Here is a 26,385-nt window from a genome sequence, read left to right as displayed (position 1 = left end):
CGTTTTTCCCGCTCCCGTGCGGGTAGACCGCAATGCCCCGCGAAGTAACCACTTACGGCCAACCGCGGAATACCGCACTATCATACAGGTGACAGGTTCTGTCATCGGTCCGGTTGTACCAATAAATATTTTCACAACCATGGGTGTTGACACCCTAAGCCATCCGGGTAGTGTCTTTGCCACCACTACCTGATCGCCCGGCAGGATGTGCTCGGGCTGCCGCACTCGTCGCCCCTCTCGCCTCGCCATGCTTCTTTCCCATTGGTTGACCGATTTGCGCTCCCGGTACGCGCCGTATTTTCGATCCCGCCGCGTGGCTCGGACTCGCCGACGACCTATGGTCGTTACGGAGCCCTTGGAGCAGCGGGTGTTGCTCAGCGGTGCATCGCCCGATGACTCCGAAGTAACGCTGAGTCTGGCCCCTCAGGTGTTCGAGGCCGAAAGCGACTTGCAGAACGCCGTGGGCCGGCAGGAGGGCGCCGCTTGGTCGACGTCGGTCAGTCTCGACGACGCCGGCTATATGGCTCAGAGCCAGACCGCCCTGAATCTTAATGCCGAGGTTCACACCGCCACGTTCCGGCTCTCGGTCAATAATAGTGAGCAAGACGACATCGATGTCGCCCGGCTGGAAGTCTATGACTTTAATAGCGGCACGGCACTTAAGTCGCAGACGGTGAGCCGCTTTGATTTCGGTGAGGCAAATACTTTTCAAGACTTTCATCTCGCGTTCGAAGCAGACGGCAGCACGGCTTATGGCATTCGCGTGTACTGGCTCGACGCGGCCGCTGTGAAGGTCGATCACGTCTCCGTCACCGAGCATCCCGGGGCTCGGCTGGCCAATACGACCTATAAAGCGGAGACGGAACTGCAACATGATGTTGGGCAGGTCGGCGTCGATGGTTGGGCGCTTGGTGTCAGTCTGCACGACGCTGGCTACGTAGCGAAGAGCCCGACCGGGCACGATCTGGCGGCCGGAGTTCACTCCGTGACGTTACGGCTTCTGGTCGATAACAACACGTCCGGCGACATCGATATTGTCCGGCTGGAAGTCTTTGATTTTAATAACAGCGCGACGGTGTTTCACGAGCGGACGATCAGCCGCTTTGAATTCGACGACCCGGTGACATACCAGGATTTTCACCTCGCTTTTGAAGCGGACGGCAGCACTACGTACGGCTTTCGCACGTACTGGTATGATTCGACCGGCATTCGGATCGACCGTGTCACGCTGACCGAACATCCGGGCGCTCGATTGGCCCACACGGTGTTTGAAGCGGAAACCGACATTGGGTACGTCATCGGTCATGTCGACGGTACCAGTTTGTCGGCGACTGTGGCTGACGACTCGGCAAACTACATCGTCCACTCTCCAGTTCCGCTGGCGCTTAATGCGGAAGTGCATACCGTCACATTTCGCGCCAAAATTGATAACCACACGTCAAGCAACGACGCGATCTTCCACTTGCATGTTTACGATGGAGCCACGGGCAATACACTGCACGAACGGACGATTCGTCGCTACGACTTTGACGCCGCGCTGACATATCAGGACTTCCACATCGCCTTCGAAGCCGAAGAAGGCAAGACCTACGGCTTCCGTGCCTTCTGGACCGACACCGCAGCCGTGTGGGTCGACAATGTGACCTTCACCGAGCACCCCGGTGGTCGACTCGCGAAGCGAACCTTCGAAGCTGAGAACGCTTTCGCACATCCAGTCGGGCGAGCTGATGCCGATGGCTGGTCGGCGAATACAGCACTCGATACACCGAACTATCTGGCTTACAAGGGGCATACCGCGACCGTCACCGGGGCGGGCAAGGCGTCGTTTCGATTGATGGTGGACAATAACACCTTCGCCGACGATCAAATTGTGACGATCGATGTCTTCGATAATGCAACGTTGCAGCCGCTTGCTCAGCGAACGATCACTCGAAAAGAGTTTCATTCGGCTTGGACATATCAGGATTTTGATCTTTTCTACGAAGCAAGCGCGGGCCAGAGTCTTCAGCTTCGCGTGTTTTGGCACGGGAACTCCTACGTCCGCATGGATCGGGTCGACGTGACCGAGGTGCCTGGGGCACGGGTCGATCGCGTCGTCTACGAAGCGGAAAGTGCAGCATTCTACCACCAAATCGGAGTAGCTCAGGCTGATGGTTGGCGGGCGAAAGTCGGAGTCGACACGCCCGGACAATTCATGGCGTACGGTCCCTATTCCCACTCGGTACCCGCAGGTGATCACGTCGCGACCTATCGGTTATTGGTCGACAATCACACGGCGAATAATGCCAATGTGGTGAAGATTGATGTCGTCGACGCGGCTCGTCAACAGGTTCTTACAAGCCGCATTCTCACGCGTCAGCAATTTAATGCTTCGTGGACCTATCAGGACTTCGCACTCGAATTCTCGTCGGCTGACGATGCCGTCATCGAATTAAGAACCTACTGGTACGGCACGTCCTACGTCCGTCTCGACAAAGTCACGCTCGATAACGGCCTGTCTATCGCCGATCCGCTCGCCGAGTCAGGCGTCATCGTCAGTAACTGGCTCGCCGAGGCGGGGGTCATTCCGGAGAACGGCCTGCAAGCCGCCGGGGTGATCGTCGCCGATCCTCCGACGAAGTCGATCAGCGTGGACGAGAATGTCGCCCTCGGCACGCTGGTGGAAAAATTTGCCGCGATCATTCCGGATGGCGACCCTGTCACCTACTCCCTCTCCGGTGACGATGCCGGGCTGTTTCAGATTGATTCCGACGGACGGGTGACCGTCGCCGGGCCAATCGACTACGAGGCCGATTCGCAACTGAATCTCATCGTCGAGGCGACGAACCAGAACGACACGAGTTACTTCGATGAATTCCTGCTGACGGTTGACGTTAATGATCTGGTCGATTCACCGGCCGTGTTCGGTCAGGCCTCGTATGCGTTTACGATTGACGAGGACGAAGTGGCCGCGGCGGCGGTGGGCACCGTTAGCGCAACGGACGCCGACGGCACAACACCGGTCTACGCGATTGTACCGGGCGACGGCTCCGATCTCTTTACGATCGATGCGTCCGGCACCATTAAACTCGCCGCCGGGGTCAGCCTCGATCACGAGACCACACCGCAATACACACTCACGGTCTCAGCGAGCGACGGGCAGAATGCTCCGGCAACGGCGACGATTGAAATTAATATCGGCGATGTCGACGAAGCTCCAGCCTTCCCGACATTGGCTCCGATTGAGGTTACCGAAGACGAATTAATCATCGGGTCGGTCGCTGCGGTCGACCCTGAGCAACTTCCGCTGACATACGACATTGTGGGCGGCGACCCGCTCGGTTTGTTCACGATTGACGGCTCCGGCGTGATCTCCGTCGCGAGCGGTAAGACGCTCGACTATGAGGCCACCCAGCAACACCAACTGACGATTTCCGCGGACGATGGAAATCATCTCGTCACCGCCGTCGTCACAATAAACGTCACTGACGTGAACGAAGCTCCAAGCTTCGCGACGAACGGGCCGCTTCAACTACGGGAAGATGAGGCGCCGGCAGGAACAATCAGTGCATCTGATCCCGAGCAGCAACCATTAAGCTATGCGATCACCGCAGGCGATCCGCTAAATCAGTTCACGATCGACAATAATGGATTTATCTCGGTCGCAAGCGGGGCCGTACTCGATTATGAGACGACGCCGCAGTATGTCTTGACCATTTCGGTGAGTGACGGCGTGAATGCCGCCGTCACGGCGAGCGTTACGATTAACGTGACCGATGCCCCAGTCTCAATCGCAGACGTCACGACGAGCCTTGCGGAAGACGCTGCGGCCGGAGCGGCGGTTACGCAACTCATCCCGACCGGCGATGTCAATTCGCTCTCATGGTCGATCGTTGACGATCCCGGCAGCACCGACGATGAACTGTTCACGATCGACCCGGACGGCACCGTCCGGCTGGCCGGCACTTTCGACTATGAAACGGCCACTTCGCACTCGATCACTGTTGAAGTCACGGACGGCCATAATACCGACACGGCCGTCGTGACGATTGATGTCACCGATGCGAATGAAGCCCCGACTTTTGTCGGCGCACCGTTCAATTTTTCGATCGACGAGACTGACGACGGCACGAGTCCCTTTGGACTGCTGAACTCGCTCGACCCTGATGTGGGGGCGGCTGATCCCGTCTATGTCATCGTCGGCGGCAGCGGCCAGGGGCTGTTCGAGATTAACGCCGCCGGTGAATTGCGAGTCGCCTCCGGCACATCGCTCGACTACGAGACGGTCGCTAGCTACACGCTCGACGTTGAAGTTCGCGATGCCGTTGATTCGACGTTGCTGAGTGTTGAGACGGTGACGATCAATATCACCGATGCTCCAGTCTCAATCTCAGACCTGACGACGAGCCTTGCGGAAAACGCCGCAATCGGCACGGCGGTGACGCAATTCATTCCGACCGGTGACACTAATTCCCTCACGTGGTCGATCGTTAACGATCCCGGCAGCACCGACGATGAACTGTTTTCGATCGACCCGGATGGCACACTCAGACTAGCCGGTACGCTCGACTATGAAACGGCCACCTCGCACTCGATCACTATTGAAGTGACTGACGGCCTTAATACCGACACGGCCGTCGTAACGATTGACGTTCTTAATGAGAACGACAATCTGCCGGTGTTTGACCCTCCGGCTTCGCCGTTTTCAATCGATGAAAACAGCTCGTCCGGAACTGCGGTTGGCATAGTGACGGCGACCGATGCCGACGGCACGACTCCTGGGTACTCGATCGTCGATGGCACCGGAGGTGCCTTGTTCGACATCAACGCGTCCGGTCAGATCAGCGTGGCCTCGGGCGCAACACTCGATCGGGAAGTCGCCGCCGACTACACGCTCTTAATCGAAGCGAGCAACGATGGCGGTACCGCGGTCACGCATTGGGTGACCGTCGAACTGACGGACATTAATGAATTCGACCCGGTCTTCGGGGCCGCATCTTACACATGGCAGATCGGTGAAGACGCCGCATCGGAAACGCTCGTCGGAACAGTCTCGGCGATCGACGATGATGCCGAGAGCGGTTCTCCCGTTTATTCCATCGTCTCGGGCAATGAGGACGGCAAATTCGCTATCGATGCATCCAGCGGCGAGATCGCGCTCGCAGCCGGAGAGTCGCTCGATGCCGACACGCCTCCCGCTCAATACCAGCTGCAAATTGAGGCAGCCGATCCGGATGACGCTTTAAGAACCGCTACGGTCCTCGTCACGATTAATGTTCTACCGGTGAACGACAACGCGCCGATCTTCGGGCAACCGGTTTACAACGCTAACGTTATCGAGAACTCTGCTGCAGGCACGCCCGTCGCGACTGTCATGGCGACCGATGCCGACTTCGATAGCCTGCCGCCTACCTATGCCATCACAGCCGGGAACGAAGACGGTCAGTTTACCATCGACGCGGCAACCGGCGCGATTACCGTCGCCGCAGCCGCGACGCTCGACTACGAAGTTGGCCCCGGCCAATACACGCTCACCGTCGAAGCCACCGACCCCGATAACGCGGCCTTCAAAGACACGGCGACGATTGTTATTAATGTCACCGATCAGCAGGAAGCCCCGGTCTTTAATAATGCGGGACCGTTCCAACTCGCGGAGAACGAGACCTCCGTCGGCACCGCCGTAGCCGTCGATCCCGATGATGAAGCCGGCGGGACGATCACCTACTCGCTGGGGACGGGCTCGGATCGTTTCGCGATTGATGCGATCAGCGGAGAGATCACGCTCACCGGCTCAGTCGATTTCGAGCAGTCGCCGACCGAAGTCATTGAAGTTATCGCGACCGACGGCGATGGAGTCGCCACATCGGCCAATGTAACGATTAATATTCAGGATGCCGCGCCGGCGATCGCGGATGTATCAACATCCCTGCTCGACGGCAGACCCACCGGCACCCTAGTCCATCAATTCGCGTCCACGGGAGACACCAACTCCCTTACCTGGTCCCTCAGCGGCGCCGACGCCGCGATGTTTAATATTGACAGCAACGGCCAATTAACCCTCGCTGCCCCGCTCGACTATATGGCGGCCACGTCACATCAGGTGACGGTCACCGCCGACGATGGGACGACAACAAGCAATTCAGTCGTCACCTTAACCGTTGTCGCCAATCAGGCCCCGATTTTTGACTCGGCGAGCTATGTATTCTTTTTGGAGGAGGACGCCCCGTATGATGGCGGGGTTATCGTCGGCAGAGTTTCGGCTACCGATCCGGAAAATCACGGCAGCTTGATATACACGATCGTCGGCGATAGCGGCCCTTTCGCCTTGGACTCGGGCACCGGCGACCTGAGTCTCGTCCAACCGCTCGACCGCGCTCTAGTCGGGTCTTACAACATCATTGTTTCCGTTTCCGATGGCGAGGGTGCGTCTTCTACCACAGACGTCCGCATCGATGTTCTTCCTGCGTACGATTTGGACTCCTCGCAAACCGGAGTCACTTTGCGTCGCCGATTCTCCGTCTCGGAGGCGGCGACATCCGGTACAGAGTTGGGATCGGTGGCAAGCTATGAGTTGAGGAAGCTGCTGGGGGGACCAATCGCTTTTGCGATGAACGGGCAAAATACGGACTTCAGCGTCGACGCGCAGAGCGGTGTTTTGACGCTGACCGGCTTGGTTGATCACGAACTAGCTTCGATCCAATCGCTTTCGATCCGGGCCTCCGGTCAGTACGGATCGCTCGCACTTACCGTAGCGGTCGAGGTCGAGGATGTTGCAGAAGTATCGAATGAGACGCAGCAATTCTCCGTTGAAGAGTCCGTCCCGCCCGACGCTGCCTTCGGCAAGGTGAATTCGGGAGTCACCAAATCTGCACAATTCTCGATTCGGGAAGGCGGGGATTCTTCGCGGTTCGCCATCAATGCGACGACTGGAACGCTGAGCTTTGTAGGCTCAGTCGACGCCGAGGTTGATACGACTTTGATATTTGATGTGGAGATTGTTGATGAATATGGAGGAATCAACACTATCCCGATCGAAGTCCTCGTCGTGAATGTCGACGAGCCGGTTTTGTTTTCCCAGCAACACTACGACTTCGACGTTGACGAAAATCAGGCACTAAACTCGCCGGGCACAGTGACTGCGATCGACCCTGAAGGATTGCCGGTCACCTACAGGATCCGATCATCGGACGAATCACTCCCGGTTACGATCGGACCGGACGGCTCACTATTGGTTAGCGGGCCGCTCGACCACGAACAGACTCCGAGTTACACGTTCTTGGTTGAGGCGTGGTTCGACGGCACGGACCAGCCGGCAGCAACGTCTTCGGTGTCGCTGAGTATCAACGATGTCAATGAATTGCCGACGATAATCTCGTCCGCATTCACGATCGACCAGCGACAAGTCGGCCCTCACTTAGTAGGTGAGCTGCGGGCGGTCGACCCGGAGTCCGCCGATGTCAGTTTCGAAATTGTCGGCGGTTCCGATACGTTCTCGATCGACGGATCTCGGCTTCTTGTAAACGAGAACGCTGGCCCTCTACAAGTTGGAATTCATTCGTTGACGATCCGGGTGTCAGACGGGTCGACGAGTAGCGACCAAGTCGTATCGGTAACTGTTATAGATAATCGACTGGTCGCCCAAGTTCCAAGCGATGCGGCACTGAGCTTCGTCATACAAACCGACTCCGGCGAAGGGACGCTTGTTGGTTCGCTCGTCCCACCTCCTGAAATCGGCTCCGTTAGTGACCTAAGTTTTGCAATCACGTCCGGAAACGACGACGGCTTGTTCGGCGTCGGTTTCGGAGGAGAACTGGTACTCGCTGCCGACTGGTTCTCTACAAACTCGGAAACGCGTGAACTGACCATTCTCGTGACCGACTCGTTCGGCGGTACGGCGACGCTTACTGTCGCAGTTTCACTTGAGCCGATTGTCCTGCCTGAGGTCGAGTACCCGCAGGTCGCGAATTTGCGAATCGGCAGTGCAGGTTCGCTCAACGATCAACTCGCTACGTTTGATCCAACTATCGAGGGAGAGGTCATCGGAATCTCTCCCGAATCTGATGTCGTGATCGAGGTCGACATCGACGATGACGGCATTGCCGACCTTACCCAAGGCCTGAGTGCCACCGGAAATTTTTCAATTGACTTGTCGGGGGCTTCCGTGCCCGGCGTCGTCGAAATTCAAGTCAGGGCGACATCAACTGATCTAGGCGGCAACGTCAGCGTTGGCGATTGGAAATCACTGATCTTCGAGTATGTGGACCCGAACGCACCTCCGACTGGCAACGACGACTCTGCACCGCGCGTGATCTTTGCTCCTTCGGACGATGCTGGATTCACGGACCCCAACGCAGACTTGAATCTTACAGGAACAATTCTTGCGCCTGCGGGCCAGACAGGCATATCCGTCGAGTTTGACCGTGACGGCGACGGCGTCTCGGAGCAGATCGTTCAACTCGTCAACGGAGTATTCTCCTTAACTGTTGATGCTGCGCAAATCGGCTCAGGATCGCAGGCACTCTTTTTTCGAGCGGTGTTGGAAGACGACACAACATTCGCGACGGTCTATGGAGACTGGGAACGATTTGAGATTAACCGTCCGGCGCAGCTGGCGGTGCCCGAAGTCGAAAATTTGATCGCGATCGACTCGACGATCGACGGGCAATGGAACGTCACGTCTGACGGCATGATTTCGGGCAATCTGATAAGCGGAACGTTTTCTACCGACTCGTTCATCGAAATTTTGGTCGACTTCGACGAAGACGGCCTCTCGGATTGGGCCGTCACACCTGAAATCGACGGTACATTTCAGATCGACCTTCTTGCTGCCGGTCTAGTCACGGGTGAACACACTGTTGCACTAAGGGCGCGAACATGGGACCCGGCGACCTCGAATTATCTCGAAGGGACTTGGGTGAGTCTCGGCATACGGCTGGTCGAAGCCGAGTCCCAGCCGCTAAGTGTGGAAAACCTTCTGCAGACAACGGCAGTAGGCGGTGAAGGCATTATCACGGGTACGCTGGTTAATGCCACATTGTCGTACTCCCAACCACTTGTTGAAGTCGACTTTGATAGCGACGGCGTCTATGACGAAATCATAGTAAACATCGCGTCGGACGGATCTTTCGAATTTGCACTCTGGGCGATCACTCCGGAGTCGTTCGGCAGTGAGATTGCATTTCGCGCCGTCGGGATCGATGCGAACGGAGTGCAGGTATTGGGAAATTGGACGGCGCTCGCCGTCTCGCTCGACAACGTTCTCCCGAGCTTCAACCAAGTCGGACTGTTGGATCCCATAGCTGGCGCGGGCAATCCAACAGCGGCCAGGCCAATCGTGGTCGGCTCGGTCGCCGATCTTCAAGCCGACTCAACCTATCTGGTTGAACTGGAATGGACCGGTGATGGCGTCGCGGATCAAGTTGTGTGGTCGGCGTCCGACGGAACATTCGAGATCGACTTGACAGGGGACCTAGGCCAACCGGGAAGCCATACCGTCCTACTGACGCTGATTCGCTACGAGCCAGACGGGCGGGCGGTTCGTGGCGATTCGACAAGCTTTGCCTTCGACTGGGATGTCAACGTTGAGCCTGTCGACCTGCCCGAGATCACGAGTGTCAATTCTCCTTCGGGCCCGACGTCAGCTCCGGTGATTTCGGGAGTATTGTCAACCGTTGACGATGGAGCCGATGTCTACGCGGTGGAGTTCGACTTCAACGGCGACGGAGTCGTGGATGGCCAAACTTATGCCGACGTCTCGTCCGGCGGCGAATTTGTGTTGAATCTTCTGCCATATCTGACTGCAGACGGGATATATAACGTCAGACTACGAGTCGCACCCTTGCAGGCGGTCGATGGCAGCGTCGCCGCGGGAGATTGGACATTAGTCACAGTCGATTTCGAAAGGACGATCGAGGCTGCCGCCACAATCGTCGATCGCCCGTCAGTTCCGACCGTAACGATTGAAGAGGAAAACCGGCTCACTTTTGCAGATGGGACTTTCTGGCCCGGTGCTGCCCAGCGTGCCGATCAAGCGAACGCTTACCTTGCCGGCACATATATCGGTAATAGCGGAGTTCGTGTGTTCGACACTAATCCGTTGAACGGGCTACTCACGTACGCTGCAATCGACGACGCAAGTTTCGATATTGGTAATGTGAACGTTGAGGTTACCGACATCGACGGCGGCACCCTGACGGTAACGACCACGATCGCCGGACAACGAACTGAGCATTCGTATGAAGATGCTCAGGGCGTTTGGCATCGACTGGAATCGCTAAGCGCGACATATATTGTCACTCAAGATTTCGCGACTGCAGGCGGCAGCGACTATACCGTCACGCTGTCAGGGAGCTACGGGTACAGTGTCGAGGCGCACGGACTTGGCGCGACCAGCGTTTATCGCGTGCGAGAATTCCAAAATGATTCCGTCGAATATGTTCCGGAAACCGGTCGTGTCATCTCAGGAAACCAGAACTACCTGGGAATTTTCGAAGGAGTCCGGCGTGCCGATGGGGCATCAGACACATCGCTTCAGCCCTACACCGACTACTTTAAGACAAGCCTTTCTGGTGTGACTGGCGAATCGACGTCGACTGAAATTTACTCAGGGGGCTTTCTTGCGATTGGAGTCGACAGTACCGAGTACTGGGATTTCACCGCGGAGGCCACGGTCACTGCCGCTCCGGGCGAAACTTCGGTTTCTGAAGAAGAGTTCGAATTTTCTCACAGCATCGTCGATCCTTACAGCATAATCGTCGACCATACGACGACGGAGACCGACACGATCGGTGCCGAATCAATTGTCCGAACTGTTACCGAAGTCGGCAGTCTGGTCGGGACGCAGACGCTGCTCTATGAGGCCGAGGGAACTCGACAGATCGATGTCGACGGCGTTCAAAACACCACGGTTGAGCATTCGACTCAGAACATCATCGACGACATTCTCAACTGGAATCGAACAGACACGACGACCCGAACCTCGAACTCGGGTCCAAACTATATATTCGAAGACAAGGTCGAGACGGCGGAGATTCGCAATCGAGACTACTCTTTTATAGTTGCCAGCACCCATCACGATGACCCGGTCGGCGGCCAGTCACTGAGCGGATACGTGGATGGATTTGGCTCGACGTTCCGCCTGCAGTCGGATGTCAAACATGACTTGACTGCCAATGGCAGTTACACCGCGCCGACAGGAGCATTCGAATCGTTCAACGTCGGTGACTCGAACCATCAACTCGGCAAAGGCCTCTTCACGGAGACGACCTTTGGGAGTTTTTCCGGGACCGGGTCAGCTATCACGGGTTCCGACATCACAGTCACGAGTTCCGACTTCGATTTCGGGATTCTTCTGTGGGACCGCAGTAATGAGTCCTTCTCAACTTATACTGACGACGACGCTTCCGACGGCGGCACCGAGTTTTCAGAAGGCTCGAGTAGCGATTCGGATATAGGTCACGGGAGTTGGGCCAATACGTTAAATACAACCGAGCGGATCATTGATGGAACCGTAAGCATTGCGAGTGGTACGAAGTCGCACACCGGTCTCCGATGGGGAACTCAGGGTGAAGAACACTCGGAAAAACAGAACGCGACCCACTTGACGGGGGCCGCTAGTCAGGGAGCAACGGAAGACTGGACTTTTACGACATCAAACCAAAACTCTTCCTCTAATATCTCGGGGAAGTATACCGTCACGACGACCGGCACCGGGGTAATCAGCAATGCGGGCTTGGACTATTCAGAAACGGAAACGTGGAGCGAGTCGGGGCAGTCGAATGCGAGTTCGGCATTCAACCTCACTTCCGTATCAAACAGCGGGTCTGATCCGAATGGCACCTCTCATTCCATAGTGAATCGAGGATCGAGTGAGAGCCGCAGCGGATCTTACACAGAGATCACGGTCCTCGGAACAACGACATTCGCCGACGGCTCGGAAAATTCATCCTCGAACTATGACTTCGATGAGTCCGGAACGACCTCATGGTCGGACTACTCGGGACTGTCGACAACCGGCTATCGTCGAGTGGACCAGATCTCGACGCCCGGTAGCGAACTCGTATCTGTCAGCGCTTCAGGCTCGACGAATGGTGCGACCGACAGTGGAACGGGGACATATTTACTCGACTTTGATGTGGATCGAACCCTTACAAACGGAGTTCTCGCAAGTCGTGTTGAAGAGAGTCGCGAGGTAGAGGATCGAGACGACGGCACCATCACCTCCAGCGTTTCAAGCGAAGTCGCCGCCTATACCGGCGCGCCACCTCAGTCAACAGGCGGGCTTTCCCCAACGGACGTTCGCAATTTGGGAATTCAAATGGGCGGGCCGGTCGATAACGCCCGTGGCTCGATGAACTGGCAGAATAGTCAGAGCACGACAAGTGAAACCTACAGTGACCGAACGGAAGTCTACTCGCTAAACGACAACGGAGCGACGTCAGGCTTTGAGCAATGGGATCGAAACGGCACCACTGATGCGACTGGGACATCCGAGTTTCAATCGCTCGCTGAGACATCGCGGAAGGTCACATCGTCATCCGCAGCAGGTACAAAGGAGGATGAAAAAACGACTTCGAAGGACGCGTCTGGAAACGGATCATTCCAGTCGACAACAACGTCGAACGAATCGCGCCGTGCCGACTTCATCGGCGAAATTCTTGTATATTCCGGCTCCGACCAGTTTGTCACGTCTTTGAACACGAACAATTTGGAGAGCTCTACCGCAGACATCGAGCGGTATGTGACTGTCGATGGCGAACTCGTCCGCTATGAATCGAACGACCGGTCCGTGACTGACGCCGATACGACAGTGGCAGCCGACACGACGCGGCGGCTCGACTTCGGACACGATCAGTCGGGCACCTCTTTCCGAACGGAACTTGATCAGGGTAACGAAGTCGTTGTCGAAAGCACGCCGGAGCGTACGACCCGAAGTATCTTCAGCACTGATTCGACAGGTAGCGACTCCTCGGGCAGCTATACGCGTTCGCATACCCGCGGGTCGACGGACAAAGTCACTGACGAGGAAATTAAGACGACGACCACTTGGGACTGGACGACGTCAAACTCCGGTCGAGTCGGAGAAGAGACTGTCACGGTCGACGGGTCAGGAAATGTCGACAAATCATCTTTCTTTCACGACAACCGTGACTACGGCGCAGCATCGGGAGGACAGTCGACAAACGATATCGACTCATCGGGCCATACCAGTCGGGAAGGTTATTTCACGATCGACGCTTCCAATTTCGAATCGATCGACTCGGACGCAGAAGCGTCATCGTCCGAATCGTTCGAGCGTATCGAATCGGGTAACTTTGACGAGTTTAAACAGTCCACAACAAATCGGGTCGTCTCCAAACCGGTTCCAAGTCATGCCGGTCTTACAAGAACTGATACGATTAATATCACTCAGACCGACAAGAAGGTGGACGGGACATATTACTACGAAACGACCAGCGCGACCCCCGACCCGGGCATTGGCGAGTCGACCACGACCGAGACCAATTACATCTACGAAGACTTCACCGCCGAGTCAGACAAAACTTCGAGAACGAACTCACTGACCACCGGAACACGCAACATCGACCCGCTGACAACGTTAACGATCATTGCGAACTCGTTTCAGACGGAGAACGGCGACTCGACCACGCAATCCACGATCGAACGAACAGAAACCACCGTCACCACGGACGCCCTCGCTCAGTCGAACAGCATCGAATCGGCGACGCATGTCGGAACATCGAACCTGACGACCAGCCTCAATCGCATTTCCCTCACTCAAACTTCCGAGCGGATCAACGAGCCGACCCACGGCGGTCGCAACGACCGTACTCAAATCGAGTCCGAACTTACCGACAGCACCGTCACCGAAAACTTTGACGAATCGGTGACAATCGAAACCAATGCTGATGGCGAAACAAAAACGACCACCGTCGCCCGCTCCACATCGGGCACCCCGAACATCGAAGGAACTTCGGATTGGAACGAGTCGACGACCGTCATCATTGACTCGACGATTTACGAACGCCAAGCGGTCGGCATCAGCCCGAAAAAGACGACGAAACTCTACCAGACCGATACCACGACCGAGATCGGTGAAAGCTCATTCAGCGCATCACTCGCCAAGACCGTCGTGAACGACTTCGACGGCACCGAAACCGTTACCGGTGACGGAGGAAACTCTGAGACCGAATCGACAGTGACTACTAAGACCAACTCTCATAGTACGAAGAAAGTGACCGACAACGACTGGCGCCTGATCGGCGGGTCGGCCAACGGGTATTTCGGGCACGGCTGGCGTGACCTGTTCGAGACAGGCGACAGCACTTCGTCTGAAACTGTGCATACCGCCGGAACAGCCGAACTCGTGTTCGGCACTAACGGCGAAGAGCAATGGGGTAGTGAAACGACCGTCACGACCGACCGGTACGAGACGCATGACCGCAGGTCCGAAAACCGCGCGAAAGCGGAATCGTTCTTGAATGTCGCGACAGGCCTTACAGCCGCTTCGTTAGTCGGCTCGCTGGGTATCTGGAATAGCAACTTCTACTCAGCCGTTCTGAATGGCATCAATTCGGTGCTTCAGGTCGGCGGAGACGGTGACGTCTATGTGTCCGAAGTGCAAAAGTTGCACACGACGAAAACAACCGCATCGAAAATTAAAACGGTCAAGCAGCACGGATTGCCCGACGACCCAATCGACCTCTACAAGGATCCTGAGTCCGGCAGTAACGTCGACCCCGCCACCAAGATCGTCAATCATTCGACAAGACTATCGTACAGCGGGGTCGAGGTGACCACGAATTCCGAAGAGCAAACGGTCGAAAATGGGGTGACGGTCGACACCACGACCACCGATCGAGACTACCAACACGGACGAGGATTTTACGGAACACTAACCAATTATGCCGATGGCTCCCGTGAAAATATAAAGGGGGAAATCACCGGCATGAACCGAGACTACCAAAAGGTTGTCGTGACCCGATCAAGTCCCGATATTAATAGCTGGAAAAGCACATCGATTTCCGAGGTGACAGGATTCTCGACCGAGGATCGAATTGTCACGCACGATGGCTCCAACGATCCCGAAATCGTCACCGCAGGCTTCAGCAGCGTCGAGATTGACTCAGACTCGTTTGACGAAACCTGGGATATTAAGAAAGACATTCCCTACACGTGGGTCGTCCCGGGGTTCTTTGAAGGGGCCGATGAATGGCCCGATGCCGTCGGCGACATCAGCTATACGAATAAAGGCCACCACAAGAATTCCTCCAACCGAACGCTGATTCAGCGGGGCGGCGCCGACCCGGACGGCAAAATCAACGTCAGCGTCTCCTACATCGCCAACGGCGACTCGGACTTCTCACTCAACGAAAAAGCCGAAGGCACACTCAGTTCCGATAGCGTCGCGCAAGGTCTGACCGCCGAATTGCGGATTGATCAAACCCATACCGGTACCGGAAATGGAGAGATGAACATCTCCATGAACTACTCCGCGATCCTGTCCGCAGACGAACCACCAGTCATTGCCTACAGCGAAACGGGTAGCACAGACTTTACCATTAACGAATCGCTCGACCATACGGTCGGCCAGACAATTCCCACCTGGTTCATGACCGATGCCAACGGCGACATGCTGCAGGAGCACGAAGATACCGACGGCGACGGCTTAATCGATACCTGGGTCGACAGTTCCGGCAACGTCGTCAGCAATCCGACGCTCGTTGTCGTCGACGATGCCCTCGACGAGGACATTTCCTCCGATTGGACCTACACCGAAATCTATGATCACTCGATTGATGTCGACGACCTCGTCGATGCGGGTACGGCCTGGGAATTGGCCGAAGAGATGACGGCATCCTGGACCGGAGATATCAGCCCGTTTAATTGGTCCACGTGGCAACCTGAGTTTGATTTCGTCCAAATTCACGCGGTTATGGACGGCGGCAACCCGTCGATCCTCGGCACCATCATTGTAAACGTAACCCCCACACTTCCGGGCACACCTTTTAGTTCTCCCAATCTCATCGGCACGACGTTCGAGGATCACGAACATCTGCTCTCAACATCAATGGTCGACCCGGCCAGTGCCGATTGGATCAATATCTTCCCCGAAGAAACTCAGTCCTTCTTCGCGGCTGCCGCCGGCTTCGGCCAGTACTACATCGATGCGGTCGGCGGAGCGCTTCAGGACGCCAACGACGGCAGTCTTCAAGACGGCCTGCGTGGTTGGACCGACGGGTTTCTCGACACCGTCAACCCCTTCAGTCATGTCGACTGGCTGAACGTGCCGGACCTCGGGCCGGCGTATCGTCAGGCCGATGCCTATGCCACCGGGCAGACGGTCGGGGTCGTCAGCGGCATCGCCGTCGACTTCGCGATCAGCATTTACGGACCCGGGCTGGTTAAATGCGGCACCTGGGCTCACCGCGCCTTCGCCGCGCGGGAGGCGGTCGATCTGGCCGGGGGCCTGCACAACTCCTATCAGAACTTCCAGGACGGCAAGTTCGGCGTGATGGACGCCATCACCGTCGCCGGCGTGGGCCTCAACGTCAGCGCATTGGGCCGGGCCTCGAAGAAGTGTTTCACCGCGGGGCACATGATCGTGACGGCTCCGCCGGCTGACATGGCGGCGAATGTCAGGTACGCTGCAATGTCGAACGGGCCGGATGAGGCGGGGGATTCGATTACCATCGCTGCCGCGCTGGCCGGAGCGTTGGGTCTGCTGGTTATTAAAGGTCGTCGAAATCGACGCGAGCGAGAGCGCGAGATGAAGCCGCAGGGTTGGCAACTGTTAGCGACCGGCTGGGACACGTCGGCGACTCCGGTCGGCGATGTCGGTGTCGACCTTAATCGCGAATTCGATCTTAATGGCGGGCTCGATCAAAGCGAGCCGCAGCGATTCCTATCGACACCGCAAAAGTCGATCGTGCGAATCGAAGAACCGCAGCGAGACGCCGCGCCGCTTGAGCGGCCGCGAAGGTCCCGCAACTCGCTGTGGCGACGCGTGATCGGGCTGACGCTATTACTCGGCAGTGCAGCCGTGCTGGCGGGGAGCTTCTTCCTCGGCGAAGCGACGGCGACGGCGGTGTCTACCGCTGCAGCCACGCAGGCCACTGTAGAAGAATTCGACACTTCGCACCGCAAGCCGATCGAGGAGATTAAGGTCGGTGATAAGGTCCTGGCCCGCGACGAAGACGGCGAAGCCATCGGCTGGCAGGAGGTCGATGAGGTCTATGAACGCACGTCGGACCACCTGCGGTTCTTAAAAGTCCGCAGTGAATCCGGCGAGACGCAGACGTTCGAAACGACGGACGAGCACCCGTTCTGGTCGGCGATTCGCGGGGCATGGATCGACGCGGGAGAGCTGAAGGCGGGCGAGAAATTAACCGGCCCCGACGGAAAAACCCACACTGTCGTCTTCACCGAACGCGAGGAGCATCCCGAAGGCGTCGCGGTTTACAACTTCCGCGTCGCCGGAGCGCATACGTACTTCGTCGCCGCTGTTGATGCACCACGCGGGCCGCCGGTATTGGTGCATAATGCGGATTATGATGTCCCGGGAACGAAGCGAGATCATCTTGGGAATCTCCACGGTTCCGACGGCCGCTTCGCTTACTCCGGCGGACCTGCCGGAGGGAATCTAGGACGACCGTCGCTGCGGGCCGGGACTAAGCGGAAAATCTTGGACGATTATTTACCTCTCGGAAATGGAAGATTTAAGGACAAAGAAACGGGCGCCGTCTATGACGACTTTCATTTCGGGCATAGAAAAGGCTACGAGCATCGCCGCATCGCGGAGGCTGCGGATCAATTGGACCTGTCGCAGAAACAGTTGAACGATTTCGTTAACAGTAGACCGGACTACTTTCAGCTTCAGGATCGAATGGATAATCTGAGACATTTCGGAGAAAAGGCAGGTAAAGGAGATATCGGTGATATTTTGGACGACATGATAGAATTTCTCGAAAACGGTAGTTGATCCATGGATTTCAGCAATATTGATGACAGCGTCTGGTTACTCCGTGCTATTCGCAAAGGCGATATCGGGAAAATTCAAGCATTCATTTCCGATGGGATCAACATTTTCCGAGTTACCGAGAATGACCGAAAGACTTATCTTCACCAAGGTGTCGACACGTTAGCTGGCTCTTCGAGTCCCGAGGCGGTGCGGTACCTGATCGGCCTTGGCCTCGATGTCAACGCGAGGGATCGTCATAACTGGACGCCGCTGCATTACGCCTGCCGGTCGACAACGCCCGATACGGTGATGGTGCTGCTCAAGGCAGGGGCGGACGTGGACATCGTTAATGATGAGGGCGACATCCCTCTGCTTTCATTCGTTCATAACAACCAGCCGTGGCGGTTTGACGTGATCGAGGAAATGTTGAAGCGCGGAGCTGATCCGAATCGAGAGCACGCGAAGGGTGGCAATTCGGCGCGAAAATATGTGATCCTCAGTGAGAATCCGGAGTCCGACCGCCTGATTGCTCTGTTCGACAAATACAAACCGCTCGACGGCCCGACGCCGGACTACAAGGCGGAACTGGATGCACTGCGGTCGGATGTTCCGTCACCATCGAAGTTACCCGACTACAACGTCGACCCCGATCACCCGTCGTTGGGGCACTTTTACTTTGACGCCAAGTATCGTCGGGGATGTCCGTCAGACGATCCGCTTGTCGGCACACTCGCCGACGCCCTCGACCGATGGGTAATTCTGAATGCGGTCAAGGGTTCGTTTTTTGGAGTCGTCAACGAGGAAAACGACGTGCTGCAGTTCGCATATCTAGACCCGGAGACAATCGTCATGGAGGTGCCGCTCGCGGAGCTCAGCGGCGGCTTGCAGAAAGAGGTCACTTATCAAGAAGCCGGGGAGGCCATCATTTCCGTGTTCGAGGGAAAGGATCCTAAGAAGTTGCCTGGGCTGACGTTCGAAAACTGGGAATAGGACCGCAATCTTCCTCGACGCTTTTTAGCTATTCAACCATGTCGCATCGTTAAACGCGCCCAACTCCTATCAGAACTTCCAGGACGGCAAGTTCGGCGTGATGGACGCCATCACCGTCGCCGGCGTCGGCCTCAACGTCAGTGCATTGGGCCGGGCCTCGAAGAAGTGTTTCACCGCGGGGCACATGATCGTGACGGCTCCGCCGGCTGACATGGCGGCGAATGTCGAGTACGCTGCAATGTCGACCGGGCCGGATGAGGCGGGGGATTCGATTACCATCGCTGCCGCGCTGGCCGGAGCGTTGGGTCTGCTGGTTATTAAAGGTCGTCGAAATCGACGCGAGCGAGAGCGCGAGATGAAGCCGCAGGGTTGGCAACTGTTAGCGACCGGCTGGGACACGTCGGCGACTCCGGTCGGCGATGTCGGTGTCGACCTTAATCGCGAATTCGATCTTAATGGCGGGCTCGATCAAAGCGAGCCGCAGCGATTCCTATCGACACCGCAAAAGTCGATCGTGCGAATCGAAGAACCGCAGCGAGACGCCGCGCCGCTTGAGCGGCCGCGAAGGTCCCGCAACTCGCTGTGGCGACGCGTGATCGGGCTGACGCTATTACTCGGCAGTGCAGCCGTGCTGGCGGGGAGCTTCTTCCTCGGCGAAGCGACGGCGACGGCGGTGTCTACCGCTGCAGCCACGCAGGCCACTGTAGAAGAATTCGACACTTCGCACCGCAAGCCGATCGAGGAGATTAAGGTCGGTGATAAGGTCCTGGCCCGCGACGAAGACGGCGAAGCCATCGGCTGGCAGGAGGTCGATGAGATATATGAACGCACCTCCGACCATCTGCGGTTCTTAAAAGTCCGCAGTGAATCCGGCGAGACGCAAACGTTCGAAACGACCGACGAGCACCCGTTCTGGTCCGCGAGTCGCGCGGCATGGATCGACGCGGGAGACCTCAAAGCTGGCGAAAAGCTTATTGATTCTAAGGGCCATTTTCACACGCTCGTCCTTTCAAATCGAATCAATCACCCCGAAGGAATTGCGGTCTTCAACTTTCGCGTTGCAGACGCTCATACGTACTACGTGGGGAGCAAAGATTCGGCTGGAAGTTTCCCGCTGCTGGTCCACAATGCCAGTTATGATTCACATTCGATTGATGAAGCACTCGAAATGGGCTTGTTATCGTTGAAGCCGAAGCAGCGGAATCGAGGCATGATTCATCATATCGCGTCCGATAAAGACCAAATATATAAGACCCAATTCCAGGAATTATTTAATGAAGCCGGAATTAGCTTGCAGCATTCATACAACAGAACGCGTATCCGAGGTCACGTAGGGCCACACGGAAAATTTTACAATTCATACGTGTTGGAGCGTCTACAATCGGCAACCGCAGGAAAATCTGGAGATGCGTTTCGTGAAGCATTACTTGATGAATTATATCAGCTTCGGCGTGAAATCCACAACGAAGGGCTCGATGCACTCTTGAAAGCTGCCGCGTCGAAGGTTGACGTTCGGGGGTATTAATGATGCACTATTTCAAAATGTTGCCGGGAGACGATCAGTGGGTATTGTCGATTTCTCGTGCATTTGATGATGGGACACCTGTCGACCGATGGGCATTTATAAGATGCAAGAAATACGAGGGTGCAATACCCATCCCATTTGACGTAGCTAGTTGCGGGCCAGCGACGGATTACAATCCGACCGCGTTCGGTGCTCAAATCGTTTCGGCAAAGTTTGCCGCAATAGTTCGCGATGTCGCAAAGGATTCTGTGCAGTTTGTCCCCGCATCGGTGCACGGAAGCGATAACGATTGGTTCGTGATGAATGAACTTGAGTCGCGCAATTGCGTCGATCTTACTCATTCGTGGGTTCAGCGATATGAGGAAGGTGACGGAGATCGTGCGGGGACCATTCGAGGTATTGCAAAGCTCGTAATCGATCCGCCAAGGGCCGACAATCTTCACATGCTTCGACTGCGTGAATACAAGATGGTGACAATCATTTCTGAGACACTTCAATCAAGACTCGAATCGAAAGAAGTCACCGGAATCGAATACTGGCAACTTGCGACACAATGACTGTAGAAACCCATATGTTCGAAATACCGCCTGAGAATTCTCACCGATCACGTCGTTCGCTGTGGCGAAGCGTGATCGGGCTGACGCTATTACTCGGCAGCGCAGCGACACTGGCGGGGAACTTTTTCTTCGGCGAAGCCACGGCGACGGCGGTTCCTACCGCTGTGATCGCTACTCCGGCCGAATTCGACACTTCGCACCGCAAGCCGATCGAGAAAATTAAGATCGGTGACAAGGTCCTGGCCCGCGACGAGCACGGCGAGGCCATCGGCTGGCAGGAGGTGGATGAGATTTATGAACGCACCTCCGACCATCTGCGGTTCTTAAAAGTCCGCAGTGACACCGGCGAGTATCAAACGTTCGAAACAACGGACGAGCACCCGTTCTGGTCGGCCAGCCGCGAGGCATGGATCGACGCGGGAGAGCTGAAGGCGGGCGAGAAATTAACCGGCCCCGACGGCCAGACCCACACCGTCGTCTTCACCGAACGCGAGGAGCATCCCGAAGGCGTCGCGGAAGCGCACACCTACTACGTCACCGCCGTCGACGCCCCCCGCGGCCCGCCGGTGCTGGTGCATAATGCGGATTATGAGGTAAACGGAATTCCTCGTGGCTTCCAAGATATTGACTCGTTCAGAAGTCGAAATGGTCTTTCTCCATTCGACCCGAGCGATCCCGCAAGTGGGACAGTGGCGAGAATAAGCGTGAACGGGAAGACGTTCTATGGTGTAAACGGCGCGAGCTCTCAGATTCCCCCGTCGATACGTCGCGGATTTGCTGATGCCGCGGGTACAAATCGAAGAGCCAGAGCTCTCCACCACGCCGAGGCCCAAGCATTGATGGAAGCGTCAGGCGAAATTATCTCATCCGCACGAAAAAATATCACAATCTTTGTCGATAGACGCACCTGCCGGTTTTGTCAAAATGACGGCACGATTGAGGGTATAAAGGATTTACTTGAGCTTGATTCCGTGACCATTCTTGACAAATTGGGTAATATAAATGTCTTCTAATAGCGTGCAGAGAGACTGGGAAATCGAATATGAATCCCCCTCAGGACATCGGATCCAGAATCCGCCAGCTTCGTTTATTCGCAGAACCGTTTACGAGCACGATACGAGCTATTGGGAGTCTGGCTCGGGACAAGGAGCTTTTTCGTGCGTTGTCGACGGAACTGTGCTTAGCGAATTAACACTGACCCGAGGCTCCGAGAGTGAATTCAGGCTTATTTTCTTCAACAAAGTAGACAAAGCAATTTCGGTTGCGATATCTGACGGCAAAATGGACGAATATCGACTTGTGTTTGATGGGGGGGCCTTCTATCGCGAGCCTGCCCGGATATTCATCTCGCTTGAAAAAACCTTTAAAGGATTAAAGGAATACGTGAATTCGGGCCGGTGCCCTTCATCGCTTGATTGGGATAGTTGGTACGGTCTTGATTGGCCGGGAAGAGATGAAGAAGTACTACAACCATGGTGATCGATAAGGGGTGTCCTAAACTCGTGACGCATGCTGAATAGCATTTATTTTGGTCATAATATATCTTGAGGGCAAGTTCGACTTTGTGGTGATTAATGATCGATTTGACTTCGGATTTTCTGAAGTTGCGTGGCGGTTCCACTAATTTGTTTTATTTCAGAAAACTACCGGTAATATTACTTGGAATTGTGTGTGTTTCTGCGAACTGAAAGCGTAACTCTGTACGCCATAGCGCAGTCTGTTACGTCGTAGTATTTGAACTAGGCCGATCTGGTGAGCCGCTCACGAAGTGAACCCCCCGTCTTCCGTTGGCTGTGGCTAGTCGGTTGCCTGACCATCTCGGCGGGGTTGGCCTTGCAAGGTCTCGGGTTCGGGCTGTCGGCGGGGCCGGCACCGGCGCTGGCGGCATCGACGGTTGAGGGTCCGGCGGAGCCGTTCTCGCGGCCGATCGAGGACATCCGGCTCGGCCATCGCGTGCTGGGCGAGAACCCGCTCGCAGAGGAAGTTGAACATGGACCCGAACCGGACGCCTCATGGCGAGCCGTGACGCTGAAGCTCGATGACCTCACGGTCGAACTACTCAGGCCGCGGACTTGGCTGGAAGCGCACGACGCCTCGGTCGGCTCTCACGTCGACCTCGACATGCCGGAACTCGGCGCCTTCGGCGCGGCCGAGGTGATCGCGATCGCCGCCTGCCCGCCGATCGAAGCGGGAGCCGGTCATGTCGTCACCGGCCGCTTCGTCCACACCAGCGATGCGCCGCTGATTAATCTCACCGTCGAGGGCGATGACACGCCGACCGGCGTCACGGCCAACCACCCGTACTGGTCGGTCGACCGCCAGGATTTCATCCCCGCCGGCGATCTCAACATCGGCGAACAGGTCGACACACTCCACGGCCCGCGGCTAATCACCGCCATCACCCCCCGCGGCCCGCCCGAGACGGTTTATAACCTCGAAGTGCTTGGTCAACACGTCTACCGCGCCGGCGACGCGGGGGTGTTGGTGCATAACACTTGCAATCAAGAAATCTTATTTAGTCAACCAAATATGAAACCACGCTTTCGGATAGATGGCCCGAATCCCCTTATTCGGGGCCGGAGTGTTGCAGACGTAGCGGCGGATCTAAGAAGTGGGAAATTGAAACCAGATGATGTAACAGTTTATTTTTTTCGTCACAAGGGAAAGTATTATACGGCGAATAATCGAACGCTCGCTGCATTGGCGCTCGCTGGCAAGAAGCCGACAAAGACTTTGCAGGTCCGCACCACGAAAAAACTGCGTAAAGCTATTGAGAAAATGGAGACGTTAGGCGGAAGCGGTCGCGTTATCCCTGTAACAGAACTCAGGGATGGTGGCAGGTGGTTGTTCGACATTCTTCTTCCAATTGCAGATTAATCTCAAGTAATTTGGTGAATTGAAATGCGCGAAACACTAATTCCGGTTCCTGTGCCGTGGCATAACTTTTCGAGCGCATCAGGCATCTCCGTCACTTTCAATGAATCGGAAGGACTGTCGGTTAAATTTGCGGTTTTAAGTCTTCGCGATCTGAGCGGGAATTCTAAGTTTTCCGTTGAGTTAAGATTCCATCATCCCGCTGATATCAGGCTCATGTGTGCAATCGGAAATCGAGAATCGTTTGACGATTCGCGCTACGATCTAACAAAGATTCCAGTGGCGTCACGGCGATCATCAGATTTCTCTGGCGGAATGAAAAGATGGACTAGGACAAATATATGCCCGGACCCTTTCTTTTATTCGGTGCAGAATTCTAAGTTGGTTGAGGAGCTTGGGATGGAGAAATTTGGCGGAATTGAATTCATCCTTCCGGGAGATGACTGGTCATTGCGAGTTGTCGCGCACGGGCTTGAGTGGAGTTGGGCACAATGAATTGTGAGTTGCTGGGATAATACATGCAAATTTACAAGTCACAGCCGGGCACACGATCGTCATCGCGGCCGGGGTGCTGGGGCTGGTGGTATTAAGAGGCCGACGCGATAAACGAGAGCGTGAGATGAAGCCGCAGGGTTGGCAACTGTTAGCGACCGGCTGGGACACGTCGGCGACTCCGGACGGCGTCGGCGATGTCGGTGTCGACCTTAATAACGAATTCGATCTCAATGGCGGGCTCGATCAAAGCGAGCCGCAGCGATTCCTATCGACACCGCCGGAGCCGGTTGAGCGAATCGAAGAACCGCAGCGAGTCGACGCGCCGCTTGAGCGGCCGCGAAGGTCCCGCAACTCGCTATGGCGAAGCGTGATCGGGCTGACGCTATTACTCGGCAGCGCGGCCGTGCTGGCGGGAAGCTTCTTCCTCGGCGAAGCGACGGCGACGGCGGTGTCTACCGCTGCAATCGCAACTCCGGCCGAATTCGATACCTCACACCGCAAGCCGATCGAGGACATTAAAGTCGGTGACCGTGTGCTAGCCCGTGATGAACACGGCGAAGCCATCGGCTGGCAGGAGGTCGATGAGATATATGAACGCACCTCCGACCATCTGCGGTTCTTAAAAGTCCGCAGTGAATCCGGCGAGACGCAAACGTTCGAAACGACGGACGAGCACCCGTTCTGGTCGGCCAACCGCGAGGCATGGATCGACGCGGGAGAGCTGAAGGCGGGCGAGAAATTAACCGGCCCCGACGGCCAGACCCACACTGTCGTCTTCACCGAACGCGAGGAGCATCCCGAAGGCGTCGCGGTCTACAACTTCCGCGTCGCGGAAGCGCACACCTACTACGTCGCCGCCGTCGACGCCCCCCGCGGCCCGCCGGTGCTGGTGCATAATGCCACCTACACTGAGCCGACATTGCCCAACAAGACGATTTTGGAGCGAAAAGGCGTCCGTGTAGAGCATTACACACGCAGTAACGACCACTTGCCAGCGCATGCTCACGTATACGGACAAGGCCTAGGAACTAGGATTGGTGCCAATGGAAAGCCTTTGGATGGAGATCGTCCATTGTCAGCAGCCCAGAAAACGGTGATCACCGAAAACAAAAGAGATATCCGGAAAGCGATTAATCAAATTCGAAAATGGTGGAGATGGAAGCTATATTTTGAGGGGAAATAAATGGAAGAGTCGGAATACACAATTGTTTGGGTGTTCTTGGGCGAGGGAGGTATTCATTCCGCCGCAGTGTTTAGCGAGCGAGAGATTGCAGAAATGTGGATTGCTGAAAATGAGCTTTCCGGCACCTTGACTGCGTACGAACTTGATACTCCTGTGTACGATTGGGCGATTGGCCGTAATTTTTTTAAGCCGACCAAAGCTCATCAAAGGTCGTCGGAGTTTATCGGGCGGTTCTCGTCCGCATATGCAGAACATTATCACTACGCTAACGGAAAATGCGACGAGCAAGAGCATCCGTGAGTATACGTTTGACCGACAGCCGCGCAGGTCAGTCGTCGAGCGGTGTGAGGCAGTCATTGGGCGGAAGGAGATGATGGGTATTTCGTCGCTTCACGGCGACGAAGCCGGTCTTTTCGACGGGGAACCTGCCCCGGCTGCCGGTCACACACGGTGGTGCTCACCGAACGCGTGGAGCGTCCCGCAGGCGTTGCGGTTTACAACTTCCGCGTCGCCGGAGCGCACACCTACTACGTCGCCGCCGTCGACGCCCCCCGCGGCCCGCCGGTGCTGGTGCATAATGCGGATTATGATGGCGTTAACATATTGGATACCGGATCGTTCGGCCCTCTTTCTCGACGTAGCATCGGCGATGGATTAACGCCGGATCATATGCCGTCGCTTGCGGCGATTCGAAAAAAGATTGAACTATCTCGGAGTCAAAAATTGACCGATGCGGAATTTCGAGCCCTTCGGCGCGAAACGAATGCGATGATGGTTCGCACACGTAGCCATCAAAAATCTTCACGAACGTATGGGGGGGCGA

General features: G+C 56.1%; 9 protein-coding genes. All 9 read left to right on the top strand.

The genetic code is table 11. The features are described from left to right. The first annotated feature begins 313 nt into the window (after window positions 1-313). The 9 genes from Pan189_RS01950 (at window position 314) to Pan189_RS01905 (ending at window position 25,862) form a co-directional block, all read left to right on the top strand. Window positions 314-17,959 carry a cadherin domain-containing protein gene (locus Pan189_RS01950; protein WP_310820954.1) on the top strand — a complete coding sequence of 5,882 codons (17,646 nt, stop codon included), beginning with the start codon at window positions 314-316 and terminating at the stop codon, window positions 17,957-17,959. 3 nt (window positions 17,960-17,962) lie between these two features. After that, window positions 17,963-18,928: an ankyrin repeat domain-containing protein gene (locus Pan189_RS01945; protein ID WP_145362286.1), complete on the top strand. Its 966-nt coding sequence runs from the start codon at window positions 17,963-17,965 to the stop codon at window positions 18,926-18,928. A 100-nt stretch (window positions 18,929-19,028) separates the two neighbouring features. Beyond that, window positions 19,029-20,453, top strand: coding sequence for a polymorphic toxin-type HINT domain-containing protein (locus tag Pan189_RS01940; protein WP_145362285.1), 1,425 nt, complete (start codon window positions 19,029-19,031; stop codon window positions 20,451-20,453). A gap of 17 nt (window positions 20,454-20,470) precedes the next feature. Continuing rightward, the gene (locus Pan189_RS21170) at window positions 20,471-21,010 is read left to right on the top strand and encodes an imm11 family protein (protein WP_310820953.1); all 540 of its coding nucleotides are present in this window, start codon (window positions 20,471-20,473) and stop codon (window positions 21,008-21,010) included. Beyond that, a complete protein-coding gene (locus Pan189_RS01930; protein WP_145362283.1) occupies window positions 21,007-22,023 on the top strand; it encodes a polymorphic toxin-type HINT domain-containing protein in 1,017 nt (338 codons plus the stop codon). The genes Pan189_RS21170 and Pan189_RS01930 overlap by 4 nt, the downstream gene beginning before the upstream one ends. Beyond that, window positions 22,013-22,489, top strand: a complete 477-nt coding sequence (locus Pan189_RS01925) for a hypothetical protein (protein WP_145362282.1) — start codon at window positions 22,013-22,015, stop codon at window positions 22,487-22,489. Before Pan189_RS01930 ends, Pan189_RS01925 begins: the two co-directional genes overlap by 11 nt. A gap of 273 nt (window positions 22,490-22,762) precedes the next feature. Beyond that, on the top strand, window positions 22,763-23,887 hold the full coding sequence (locus tag Pan189_RS01920; protein WP_145362281.1) for a Hint domain-containing protein: 1,125 nt from the start codon (window positions 22,763-22,765) through the stop codon (window positions 23,885-23,887). Between the two features lie 616 nt (window positions 23,888-24,503). Continuing rightward, a complete protein-coding gene (locus Pan189_RS01910; RefSeq protein WP_145362279.1) occupies window positions 24,504-25,562 on the top strand; it encodes a polymorphic toxin-type HINT domain-containing protein in 1,059 nt (352 codons plus the stop codon). Continuing rightward, window positions 25,563-25,862: a DUF7710 domain-containing protein gene (locus Pan189_RS01905; RefSeq protein ID WP_145362278.1), complete on the top strand. Its 300-nt coding sequence runs from the start codon at window positions 25,563-25,565 to the stop codon at window positions 25,860-25,862. Window positions 25,863-26,385: the final 523 nt, after the last annotated feature.

It is taken from the genome of Stratiformator vulcanicus (assembly GCF_007744515.1).
GTDB classification, from domain to species: Bacteria; Planctomycetota; Planctomycetia; order Planctomycetales; family Planctomycetaceae; genus Stratiformator; species Stratiformator vulcanicus.
Note: the sequence above shows the minus strand (reverse complement) of the source record. Positions and strands in the feature narration are given on the sequence as shown.

What these genes read in the sequence shown, in the direction of transcription:
- Pan189_RS01940 (WP_145362285.1), top strand. Translation starts at nt 19,029, where the DNA reads ATGGACGCCATCACCGTCGCCGGCGTCGGCCTCAACGTCAGTGCATTG.
- Pan189_RS01905 (WP_145362278.1), top strand. Translation starts at nt 25,563, where the DNA reads ATGGAAGAGTCGGAATACACAATTGTTTGGGTGTTCTTGGGCGAGGGA.
- Pan189_RS01945 (WP_145362286.1), top strand. Translation starts at nt 17,963, where the DNA reads ATGGATTTCAGCAATATTGATGACAGCGTCTGGTTACTCCGTGCTATT.
- Pan189_RS01925 (WP_145362282.1), top strand. Translation starts at nt 22,013, where the DNA reads ATGTCTTCTAATAGCGTGCAGAGAGACTGGGAAATCGAATATGAATCC.
- Pan189_RS01910 (WP_145362279.1), top strand. Translation starts at nt 24,504, where the DNA reads ATGAAGCCGCAGGGTTGGCAACTGTTAGCGACCGGCTGGGACACGTCG.
- Pan189_RS21170 (WP_310820953.1), top strand. Translation starts at nt 20,471, where the DNA reads ATGTTGCCGGGAGACGATCAGTGGGTATTGTCGATTTCTCGTGCATTT.
- Pan189_RS01930 (WP_145362283.1), top strand. Translation starts at nt 21,007, where the DNA reads ATGACTGTAGAAACCCATATGTTCGAAATACCGCCTGAGAATTCTCAC.